We start from the raw sequence: 11,647 nt of genomic DNA on the forward strand, positions 1-11,647 counted from the left end.
ATCGTATGAAAATTACAAACTTTTCCGTTAAGAATTATCAGTTCACACTGATTCTGGCGCTATTAGTTGCTGTGGTAGGGATCCTTACCTTATTCACAATGCCAAGATCGGAGGATCCTTCAACACATCCGCCACAATATTTGATTACCGTTATTTATCCCGGTACGAGTCCAAAAGATATGGAGGAACAAGTCGTAAAACCTATTGAAAATAAGATTTACGGATTGGAAAATATCGAAAAAATACTAACAACCGTAGAAGATGGCGTAGCCGCTTTTCAGGTAAAATTCAAATATGGAGTGGATATTGACAATAAATATCAGGAAATATCTACTGAAATGAATGCCCTCAAGAATAGCGAACTTCCGAAAGATATTTATCAGATAAAAACCGAAAAAAATTCGTCTTCGGATGTAAAAATTCTTCAGGTAGCCTTGGTTTCCGAAAATGCATCCGACAAAAAATTGCGTGATGAAGCAGATAAACTAAAGGCAAAAATTGAAAAAATAACCAATCTTAAAGAAGTGAAATACTCAGGAATTCCGGAACAGGAAATTCGGGTGGATTTGAATTTGGAAAAATTAGCACAATTAAAAATCCCATTAAATGTAGTAATGGGAAGTTTACAAAGTGAAGCTGCCGATATTCCTGGTGGAAGTATTGATTTGGGTACCAAAGTATTCAACGTAAAAACAAGTGGTAAATTCAAAAATGCAGATGATGTTGCCAATACGGTGGTTTACAATGCCAACGGAAAAATCATCTATATGAAAGATGTAGCCGAAGTAAACTATAAATCTGAAGTTGTAAATCATATTACAAGAATTAACGGACACCGATGCGTTTTGGTTACTGCCGGAATGAAAGACAATGTAAACATTAGCGATGTTCAAAAAGAATATTTGCCACTAATAGATGCATTTTCTAAAGATTTGCCTGCTAACATCAAACTAATAAAAAACTTTGACCAGGCCGATATGGTATCAAAGCGTTTGGGACATTTAGGTTTTGATTTTGGATTAGCTATTCTTTTGGTTGTTATCACATTAATTCCATTAGGAGGAAGAGCGTCGCTTATTGTTATGATATCCATACCGCTGTCACTGGCTTTGGGATTAATTGCACTGAATGCCTTGGGATATTCCTTAAACCAATTGAGTATTGTGGGGTTGGTGGTCGCTTTAGGATTACTGGTCGACGACAGTATTGTGGTTGTCGAAAACATAGAGCGCTGGCTCCGTGAAGGACATTCTAAAATGGATGCCGTTTTAAAAGGTACACAGCAGATAGGTATTGCGGTTGTAGGTACTACGGCTACTTTGGTTATAGCCTTTTTACCACTGGCTTTTCTTCCTGATATGGCAGGTGAGTTTCTAAAAAGCTTGCCTATGGCAGTTATCACAAGTGTACTGGCTTCTATGATTGTGGCGCTGACATTGGTTCCGTTTTTGGGAAGCCGATTTTTAAAAACACACGAACACGCTCAAGGAAACATCTTTCTTCAATATTTGCAAAAGTTTCTTACCAGAGCTTACAGGGATATTATGCCAAAAGCATTGAAATTTCCAAAAACGACTATTGCCATCTCTCTGTTTTTAAGTGTTATTGCTTTTGGATTGTTTTCGGTAGCCGGATTTAAATTGTTCCCAACTTCGGAAAAACCAATGTTTTTAATCAACATAAAAATGCCACTTCAAGCTAATATTTCGGAAAGTGACAGGGTGACAAAACTTGTGGAAAAAGAATTGAAAAACCACAAAGAAATTATTTTTTACACTTCAAATGTGGGACACGGAAACCCGCAGATTTACTACAACGTGCATCCTCAGGACAGAAAATCTGATTTTGCCCAAATTTTCGTGCAATTGGACGATGAAGCAAAACCTTCAGATAAAACTAGTCTTATACAAGAATTGCGTGAAAAATTTAAAACGATGCCTTATGCTAAAGTGGAGGTAAAAGATTTTGAACAAGGACCGCCATTGGAAGCTAATATCGTAGTGCGGTTATTCGGCGAAGACCAAGCGGTTTTACGTAAGTTATCTTCTCAGGTAGAAACTATCCTGAGAAATCAGGAAGGAACAGTTTATATCAACAACGAGTTGAATACCTATAAAACCGATGTCAAAGTAAAGATTAATAAAGAAAAAGCGAGAACATTGGGTGTACTGACCAGTGAGGTCGATAAAGTAATTCGACTTGCTGTTGCCGGTTTAACAGTTGGAGATTATATAGACGACCGTGGAGATGCAAGAAACGTGACCATTACTTTACCAAGGGATAAGTTTTCTAATCTTGATGCACTGAAAAATTTATATGTAAATAATGTTCAGGGAACACCAATTGCATTGAATCAAATTGCAACAGTATCTTTTGAAACAGCACCAACAGCAATAAACCACTTTAATAAATCCCCCTTTTCTAAAGTCAGTGCCATGACAAAAGATGGTTATTTAGCAAATGACCTGCTGGTAGATATTATACCAAAATTGGATAAACTTGAAATGCCAAAAGGTTATTATTATAAACTATCCGGAGAAAAAGAATCAGAAGGTGATGCCTTGGGAGGTAACTTTCTTTCTGTAATTATATTGAGTACGTTCTTATTTATTGCTGTTTTATTGCTTCAATTTAAAACATTTAAAGGAATCATTATCGTAATGTCAATCATTCCATTAGGTATTTTAGGAGGTGTATTATTTTTAATAGCATCTGGGAATCCAATGTCGTTGGTTTCTATTATCGGTTTCATTGGATTGTCGGGAATTCAGGTCAAAAACTCCCTTCTTCTGGTCGATTTTACAAATCAATTAAGACAAGAAGGAAAGTCCATTGACGAAGCGATTGCTATTGCAGGAGAAACCCGTTTTCTTCCGGTAGTCTTGACATCAGTTACCGCAATCTGTGGTTTGATTCCCCTGGCGGTGAATCCCAATCCTCAAATATCTCCATTGGCGATTGTGCTAATTGGCGGGTTGATAAGTTCAACAATCCTTGCAAGAATTGTAACACCGGTAATGTATAAACTAATACCGCCAAGTTTAGAAAAAGAATAACAACTATTAAATATTTATAAAATGAAAAAAACAATTTTAATAACAGGAGCATCATCAGGCTTTGGATTGATGTTAGCAAACAAGTTGTACACAGAAGGACACCATGTAATTGGTACTAGTAGAAATGCAGAAAAACTGCAAGCCACAGTTCCTTTCAAGGTTTTGGCTTTAGATGTTACAGATGAAAAATCGATAGAAGAATTTACAAAGCAACTATTTGAAACCGTAAAGCAATTAGATGTTCTGGTGAATAATGCGGGTTATATGCTCACTGGATTAGCAGAGGAAACTTCAACAGAGGCAGGAAAACTTCAATTTGAAACTAATTTTTGGGGAACAGTAAATGTAACAAAAGCAATTTTGCCTTATTTCAGGAAACAAAAATTTGGTCAAATTATTACAGTGAGCTCAATGATGGGGCTTATATCTTTACCTATGCACCCAATATATGCTGCATCCAAACATGCCTTAGAAGGATTCTTTAAGTCATTGCGTTTTGAGGTAAGCCAATTTAATATCAAGGTTAGTATGGTACAGCCTATGTGGGCAAAAACAAATCTTGGCACAAATATGATTTCTGTTGATGGAAATATAACAGAATACAAGAACTATAAAGAGCAAGTGAATAAGTATATCAAAAATGGTTTGGCAAATGGAGATGAGCCTTCTGTAATAGTTGACAAAATTATTAAAGTGATAAATGCCAAAGAACCAAAATTCCGGAACATCGTAGGAAAAATGGCAGGAATGGTACTATTCCTTAATAATTACGCCTATCCAATGTTTGAAAATGCAATTCATAAAAGTGTAAGATCGGCAAAATAAATAAATTTATGCTGCCCATCAAATAATTTATATATCTAAAACAAATGGTCGAAGCGAAAAAAATATCAAGACGAGAACTAATTAAACAAAGTGGACTTGCTTTATCAGTTTTAGCTTTACCTTTTCCATTAACAACATTCTTAAATTTTAACGAAATGACAGATAATAAAAATTTTGACGTAATCATAGTTGGCGGAAGCTATGCAGGACTTTCGGCAGCAATGGCTTTGGGACGGGCATTAAGAAATGTTCTAATCATTGACAGCGGTTTGCCTTGTAACCGACAAACACCTCATTCACATAACTTCATTACGCAGGACGGAGAAAAACCAGGCGTTATTGCGGAAAAAGCAAAAAGAGAAGTGTTGAAATACGACACAGTAAAATTCGTAACTGACCTTGCCGTTAATGGAATGAAAACCGATAAAGGCTTTGAGATTTCAACGCAATCAGGGAAATTATTTTCAGCTAAAAAACTCATTTTTGCAACAGGCTTAAAAGACAAAATGCTAAACATTGATGGATTTTCTGAATGTTGGGGAATCACCGTAATTCATTGTCCCTATTGCCACGGATATGAAGTAAAGAATCAAAAAACAGGGATATTGGCAAATGGATATGGTGCATTTCATTTAGCTCGACTCATTCGTAACTGGACAAAGGATTTAACCCTATTTACCAATGGAAAATCGGAATTGACACAAGAGCAAACCGATGAAATCAAAAGACACAATATTTCAATAGTTGAAAAGGAAATCGCTTCATTGAAACACAAAAACGGTGTTGTTGAAGAAATAATTTTTTCAGACAATTCAAGTTTTGAATTGAAAGCTATCTATTCAAGACCTCCATTTGAACAACACTGTAAAATCCCCGAATTATTGGGTTGTGAATTGACAGAACAGGGACTTATCAAAGTGGATGCATTTCAGAAAACAACAGTGGATAACGTTTTCGCTTGTGGAGACAGTACCAATCCTATTCGTGCTGTATCATATGCTGTATCGACAGGGAATAATACAGGAGTATTCTTAAATAATGCAATGGCAGAAGAAGATTTTTTAGCTAAATAAATAAAAAATGTATGGAAAATAAAAGACTTCAGCTACTTCAAAGTTTCATTGGTAAACCATTTTCAGGAAGCCCGTCCCCATTCGCCAAATGGCTGAATGGGACGGTGATTTCTGTTGATGAAAATTCAGTTGAATTTCAATTTGAGGTAAGAAAAGAGATGACTAATCCTGCTGGCACACTTCATGGTGGAGTTATTTGTGGAATGTTTGATGATTGTATAGGTGTTAATTTCATGATTTTGGGCACAGAAAATTTCTTCCCTACTATTAATCTAAACGTGGAATTTTTTGGTGCGGTAAAAGAAGGAGATACTATAATCGTAAAAACAAATGTTGTAAAAAGAGGAAAATCTGTAATCAATGTAAAAGCTGATATGTTTAGTTCAAAAAGAATTATAGCCTCCGCAACATCAAATCTTGTTATAAGTGAAATGAAGATAATCATGTAGACACATTCTGTATACAACTTATTGAAATTTGTACTTCAGCCTTTATCATCCTTGAATACATGGCAATAGTTTATATTCTTTTAGGCTCTTTATAGTATTTGAATATACACAAAAAAATAAACCTTATTTCTTAAATTTGTTAAAATTTGATTGCCTGATACGTTTAAAATGTATCAGGGATTAGAATTTAAAAAACCTTGATTTGGATACATCATTCAGAGATTTGGCTAATACCACAATTAAAAGTTTCTTGAAATTTGCATAATAATTTAAACTTAAAAAAATGACAACAAAAAAATGAACTGCAGATAATACTCCTTCGCAAGAAAACAAAGCAATTTTAATTACTGGTGCAAGCAGTGGCATTGGAAAAGAAACTGCAAAGTTATTTCAATCTAAAGGCTGGCGCAAATGTTAGCCGTCACCCTATGAGCGACGGTTCAAACACTCAGCAAACAGGCAAACTACCTTATCTTGACAACAACTTTTCCTTTGGCACGACCAGTTTCAACATAAGACATTGCTTCGTTGGTTTGTTCAAAAGGAAATACTTTATCAATTATTGGACGGATTTTTCCTGCTTCAATCAAAGCTGTAATTTCGCTTAATTGTTTGCCTTCTGGCTTCATAAACAAAAACTTAAAATTGACATTCAATTTTTTTGCTTTTCGTCTTACAGAAAAACTCAGCAAATTGGTGAGCATTTGTAAATGCCAACCCAAACCAATTTCTTTGGCAAATTCGGCTGTTGGAGGACCTGTAAGAGAAACCAATGTACCACCTTGTTTCAAAATTTTCAAAGAATTTTCAAGCACTTTTGCATCTTTATTACTATGTAGCACAACATCATAGTCTTTTAAAATATTGACAAAATCTTCTTTTTTGTAATCAATTACTAAATCAGCACCCAAACTTTTAACCCATTCAATATTTGTTGTACTTGTGGTGGTAGCAACATAAGTACCAATATGTTTTGCCAGTTGAATAGCAAATGTACCAACACCACCAGAACCTGCTTGAATAAATACTTTTTGACCCTTTTTGAGTTTTGCAATTTTAACAAGTACTTGCCAAGAAGTAAGCCCAACCACAGGAATAGAGGCAGACTCTTCCATTGAAAGATTTTTCGGTTTTAAAGCCAAATCATTTTCATTTACAGCAATATATTCTGCAAAAGTGCCAATTTTAAAATCAGATGGTCTTGCATATACTTCATCGCCAACTTTAAATTTAGCAGCCTTTGCACCTACTTTTGTAACAACACCTGCCATATCCTGTCCATTGACAAAAGGTGTTTTGTAGGGCAGAAATAGTTTAAAGTCGCCATTTTTAAGAAGTGTATCTGACAAGTTTATGGCTGCTGCATTGATTTGAACCAATACTTCATTTTCATTTACTGTTGGTTCTGCCCAATCAGTTAAATGTAATTTTTCTTTTTTGCCGTAGCGTTTTACTATGAATGCTTTCATTTTTATTATTATTTAAATTTTGATTAATGATTTTTCAAATGTTTTATAAGTGAAATGCTGAATTGCCAAAAACAACGAAACACCTTTGCCAACAAGATGGCTGGATTTTGGTCTTCTATCAAACCAAAGCCTGACGAAGCAAATTAAAATTGTTTGTTTCATTTTATACTTTGACTATTTATTTGTAAATTTACTTTCGTTTTGCAAGTGTAAAAATATAAATAACTTTTAAAATGCAAGTGATTATTTTAAATTATTTTTAAAAATTTTATAAATAAGAGAATGAAAACAGTTAAAAAAAGATCCCAATGCCCAATCAGTTGTTCACTTGACATCTTTGGCGATAAATGGTCACTATTGATTATTAGAGATATGATGTTTGCTAATAAATCAACTTATGGTGACTTTTTAAAATCAGCAGAAGGTATAGCGACAAACATTTTAGCATCAAGACTTCAAAGTTTAGAAGATAACAAACTCATCGAAAAGTTAGAACACCCGGACAGTAAGGCAAAAGTGTTATATAAACTTACTCAAAAGGCAATAGACTTATTACCAATAATTGTAGAAGTTCATTTGTGGGCAGAAAAGTATTTTGACATTCCAGCCGACTTAAAAGTAATGATAAAGGAAGCAAAAAAAGATAAGAACGAATTTATTAAGGTAACGACACGACAATTAAAGAAACAAATTGCACCCTTATGTAAATAAATTATGTTTCGTTAAAACGTTCCATTATTACCCACTTTTGTATCATAATCGATAGCTGCAATTAACGGAGATTTGCCTTGATATTAAAACAATAAAATTATTACAATGAAAAAAACAATTTTTATAACAGGAGCATCCCGTGGATTGGGGAAAATTTGGACTGAAGCATTTTTAAAACGTGGCGACAATGTTGTAGCAACAGTAAGAAATACAGAATCACTAAAGGATTTGGCGTCAGAATATCAACAAAATTTATTGGTCCTGCAATTAGATGTAACTGATAAAAAAGCATCCTTTGAAGCGGTTTCAAAAGCAAAAAGTCATTTTGGAGCAATTGATGTATTGATTAATAATGCGGGATACGGGCATTTTGGTGCCATTGAGGAATTGGAAGAGCAGGAAATCCGTGCACAGTTTGAGACTAATGTACTTGGATTGATTTGGGTTACTCAGGCAGTTATTCCTATTATGCGTGAACAAAAATCAGGTCATATCATTCAGGTTTCAAGTGTTTTGGGTGTTATTGCATTGCCTACTTTAGGGATTTACAGTGCTTCTAAATTTGCTGTTGAAGGCCTGACTGAATCTTTGGCTGCTGAAGTTGCAGGTTTCGGAATCAAAGTCACTCTTGTAGAACCAAATGGCTATGAAACCGATTTTGGCGTATCTTCTGCTATACAAAGTAAGCCTTTGCCACAGTATGATGCTGTAAAAACAGCACTTCAGGAAGGAAACAAAAAAGAAGATTATGGTGTCCCTGAAGCAACTTCAGGAGCTGTTTTAAAACTGGTAGATTCAGAAAACCCTCCGTTAAGATTGCTTTTAGGCAAAGCTGGTGTACAATGGACTAAATACGCTTATGGTGAACGTTTGAAAACCTGGGAAGAATGGCAGGACGTTTCTGAAGCGGCACATGGAAAATAAAGTTTAAATTTGCAGAATCCGATTCGTCGGGTTCTGCATTTCTTTTAAAATTAAACAGATGAATCATTTCGATAAAATAAGTAGTTACAATCAGGCTATCGGACTTAAGGCTCCCGAGCATCCGTTGTTTTATATTTCCCGGGGCAATATGGAATGTTGTAGTGTTGGCAATGACTCTGAATTTACTGCTGACTTTTATATCATTATTTTCAAAAAGGTCGAATCTGGAAGTATGCAATACGGAAAAACAAAATACGATCATAACCAGGGGAAAATGTCATTCATCAAGCCGAGACAGATTACCGGATGTAAAAATATTCGTTTAGAGGAAGACTGTTTCGTAATCCTCATCCACGAGGATTTTTTATCAGGAACAACTTTGCATAATGAAATCAAGAAATATGCTTATTTTGAATACGAAGTAAATGAGGCGCTGCACCTTTCGCCCAGTGAAGAAGAAACAGTTTGGAATCTGGTGTATGCGATGGAAAAAGAATACCACAATAACGTTGATGATTACAGCAAAACGATTATTCTCAGTCATCTTAACACGATGCTTAAATATGCACAGCGCTTTTACAAAAGACAGTTTATCAATCGTGAGGAATTATCCGGGGCAACATTTACCAGGTTTAATGATATCCTTTCTTCGTATTTTGAAAATAGAAGAAATAATGATTCAGGACTTCCTACGGTTAGTTATATGGCTGAAAAACTAAATATTTCTCCACGTTATTTGAGTGATATGCTAAAACAGGAAACCGGAAAGACAGCTTTGGAACTTATTCATCTTTATTTGATTTCAGAAGCAAAAAATTTATTGAGGGAAGGAAAAATGAACATTACCGAAATTTCTGTTTCTCTGGGGTTTGAAAATGCTACGTACTTTTCGCGTTTGTTTAAAAAAGAGGTTGGAATTACGCCTAATATATTCAGAGAGCAAAATTTAAATTAATAATTTAACATATTTTAAAATCATTTCTGCTTTCAATCAATTTCGAATAAAAGCCTTCAAAATTAATAATTTTGAAGGCTTTTTAAATTCAACTTTTACTGGCAAAAAGCCATCTGAATGCAAAAAGGGTTAAAAAAATTGTTTGTTATAGTTTTCCCTCGGTTATATACCGAAAACTTCTGCCAAATGAACCGGATATTTTTCAAGGTCTTTTTCTATATCGTTACTTCTGAATATATCAAAACAGTTGTAACTATCTACAATATCGTAGCCTGAAAAACGGTAGTTACTTGTAATGGGTAAGTAAATATCTGTCACTCCTTTTCCTTCAAATGTCTTATTTGCAGGATTGTCAAATGATTCAGCTGGTGCATTCCAGGTGGCACATATCATAAACCTTTTTCCTTGCATCAGTCCGCCGGAACCATATTGTTTTGCAGCGTCTTCTCTTGTTCTGCCATCACCGAGGAGTAATTTTTTACTTGCAAAACCACTATTAAATACTTCATCAACATATTTTTTGTAAATCCAGGGTGCCCCAAACCAATTTACAGGGGTTTGGAGAATCACAATATCTGCTTCAAAATGTTTTTCTACTTCTTCATCAGCATTGTATCCATCTTCAATTTTTGTTTCTAAAACTCCAAAACCTTTTGTTTCAAAAAAATCTTTTGCTTTTTGAATAAATGAATTATTCAAAGTTCCCTCTGTCCAGCCGGCATAGGTTAAATGTGTATTAATGAGCAATACTTTTTTATTGTTTTCCATCGTATTATTGGTGTTTTTTTGTATCGTTTTATAAGTTTAAAACTTTTTCCAGGTGAGAAGGATAATTATTAAGATCATTTGTAATATCTCCTTCTTTATAAATATCAAAGCAATTATAATCGGGCAAAGTTTCGGCACCACAAAAGCGATAATTACTTGTTATTGACAGGAAAAATTCTGCTGTGCTTTTACCCTCAAACAATTTTTGTTCAGGATTGTCAAATGCTTCTGCCGGAGCATTCCAGGTGGCACATATCATGAACTTTTTTCCTTGTAAAAGTCCGCCTGTTCCATATTGTTTTGTTGGATCTTCAGGTGTTCTGCCATCACCTGTTAAAAATGATTTACTCATCAGTCCGCTATTGAATACTTCGTCAACATACTTTTTGTAAATCCAGGGTGCACCAAACCAATTTACAGGCATTTGTAAAATTACAATCTCTGCTTCCATATGTTTTTTTACTTCTTCGTCAGCATTGTAACCATTTTCAATTTTTGTTTCTAAAACTTCAAAACTTTTCGCTTCAAAAAAGTCTTTTGCCTTCTGAATAAATGAACTATTTAAGGTTCCTTCCGTCCAGCCGGCATAGGTTAAATGAGTATTGATCAACAATACTTTTTTGTTATTTTCCATTGTAATTATTATGATTTAAATTGTCTTCTCTGAGTTAATTTATAAGCCTGAAACTTTTTTCAAATGAATTGGATAATTCTCTAAATCCTGCTTGATATGTGTATTATGAAAAACATTAAAACAGTTATAGCCATCCAGAATTTCAAAACCCGAAAAGCGATAATTGGTTGTGACATTAAAAAATACATCGGCTGGTTTTTTACCTTGAAATAAATACTGTGCCGGGTCATTAAAATCCTTTTCAGCAGCATTCCAGGTTGCAGAAATCATAAATTTTTTCCCTTGCATTTTTCCGCCTGTCCCATATTGTTTGGAAGGGTCTCTTTCTGAGCGCCCATCGCCTGAAAGAAATTTTTTACTAAACATTGCGCTGGTAAAAACTTCATCTACATATTTTTTGTAAATCCAGGGTGTACTTATCCAGTTTACGGGAGTCTGCAGAATAATGATGTCGGCTTGCAAATGTTTTTCTACTTCTTCATCAATATTATAACCGCTCTCGATCTTTGTTTCCAAAACTTTAAAGTTTTGTGAAAGGAAGAATTCTTTAGCCTTATCAAAAAAAGCTTTATTTAGCTTACCTTCCGATAAACCCGGATAGGTTAAATGCGTATTGATTATTAATACCGTTTTGGGTTTAATTGCTTCTTTTGACGGTGTCGTTTGTCCAATTGATTTCATTCCGAATGATAACATCGTTATCACTATTAGAAAAATGATTTTTATCTTCATTACTTGTCCTATTTAATTATTAGACAAAGATATAGGCCATAAAAAAAATGG

General features: G+C 34.4%; 11 protein-coding genes. 7 read left to right on the plus strand and 4 right to left on the minus strand.

Features of this window, described 5'->3' with window-relative positions:
- The first annotated feature begins 5 nt into the window (after positions 1-5).
- Genes ACEN92_RS07275 through ACEN92_RS07290 form a run of 4 tightly spaced genes read left to right on the plus strand, consistent with a single transcriptional unit; the run spans position 6 to position 5,403 of the window.
- Entirely contained in the window at positions 6-3,056 is a 3,051-nt protein-coding gene (locus tag ACEN92_RS07275; protein WP_495641709.1) for an efflux RND transporter permease subunit, read from the plus strand.
- 21 nt (positions 3,057-3,077) lie between these two features.
- Positions 3,078-3,881 (plus strand): SDR family oxidoreductase, encoded by an 804-nt coding sequence (locus ACEN92_RS07280; protein WP_495641710.1) that lies wholly within the window; start codon positions 3,078-3,080, stop codon positions 3,879-3,881.
- Positions 3,882-3,925: 44 nt separating this feature from the next.
- Positions 3,926-4,954, plus strand: a complete 1,029-nt coding sequence (locus ACEN92_RS07285; RefSeq protein ID WP_495641711.1) for an NAD(P)/FAD-dependent oxidoreductase — start codon at positions 3,926-3,928, stop codon at positions 4,952-4,954.
- Between the two features lie 11 nt (positions 4,955-4,965).
- Positions 4,966-5,403: a PaaI family thioesterase gene (locus tag ACEN92_RS07290; RefSeq protein ID WP_495641712.1), complete on the plus strand. Its 438-nt coding sequence runs from the start codon at positions 4,966-4,968 to the stop codon at positions 5,401-5,403.
- Between the two features lie 464 nt (positions 5,404-5,867).
- Here the strand turns inward: ACEN92_RS07290 and ACEN92_RS07295 are convergent, their stop codons facing one another.
- Entirely contained in the window at positions 5,868-6,872 is a 1,005-nt protein-coding gene (locus tag ACEN92_RS07295) for an NADP-dependent oxidoreductase (RefSeq protein WP_495641713.1), read from the minus strand.
- Between the two features lie 282 nt (positions 6,873-7,154).
- Here ACEN92_RS07295 and ACEN92_RS07300 point away from each other — a divergent pair, with 282 nt between their 5' ends.
- The 3 genes from ACEN92_RS07300 (at position 7,155) to ACEN92_RS07310 (ending at position 9,462) form a co-directional block, all read left to right on the plus strand.
- A complete protein-coding gene (locus ACEN92_RS07300) occupies positions 7,155-7,583 on the plus strand; it encodes a winged helix-turn-helix transcriptional regulator (RefSeq protein WP_495641714.1) in 429 nt (142 codons plus the stop codon).
- Between the two features lie 105 nt (positions 7,584-7,688).
- Positions 7,689-8,507, plus strand: a complete 819-nt coding sequence (locus ACEN92_RS07305) for an SDR family NAD(P)-dependent oxidoreductase (RefSeq protein WP_495641715.1) — start codon at positions 7,689-7,691, stop codon at positions 8,505-8,507.
- Positions 8,508-8,565: 58 nt separating this feature from the next.
- The gene (locus ACEN92_RS07310; protein ID WP_495641716.1) at positions 8,566-9,462 is read left to right on the plus strand and encodes a helix-turn-helix domain-containing protein; all 897 of its coding nucleotides are present in this window, start codon (positions 8,566-8,568) and stop codon (positions 9,460-9,462) included.
- Between the two features lie 162 nt (positions 9,463-9,624).
- Here ACEN92_RS07310 and ACEN92_RS07315 read toward each other — a convergent pair whose 3' ends face one another.
- From ACEN92_RS07315 to ACEN92_RS07325, 3 genes are read right to left on the minus strand one after another with little or no spacing between them, the layout of a single operon-like run.
- Entirely contained in the window at positions 9,625-10,230 is a 606-nt protein-coding gene (locus tag ACEN92_RS07315) for an NAD(P)H-dependent oxidoreductase (protein ID WP_495641717.1), read from the minus strand.
- A gap of 28 nt (positions 10,231-10,258) precedes the next feature.
- Positions 10,259-10,864, minus strand: a complete 606-nt coding sequence (locus ACEN92_RS07320; protein ID WP_495641718.1) for an NAD(P)H-dependent oxidoreductase — start codon at positions 10,862-10,864, stop codon at positions 10,259-10,261.
- A 39-nt stretch (positions 10,865-10,903) separates the two neighbouring features.
- Entirely contained in the window at positions 10,904-11,596 is a 693-nt protein-coding gene (locus ACEN92_RS07325) for an NAD(P)H-dependent oxidoreductase (RefSeq protein ID WP_495641719.1), read from the minus strand.
- Between the last annotated feature and the right edge of the window lie 51 nt (positions 11,597-11,647).

Source organism: Flavobacterium sp. Flavsp81, assembly GCF_059491325.1.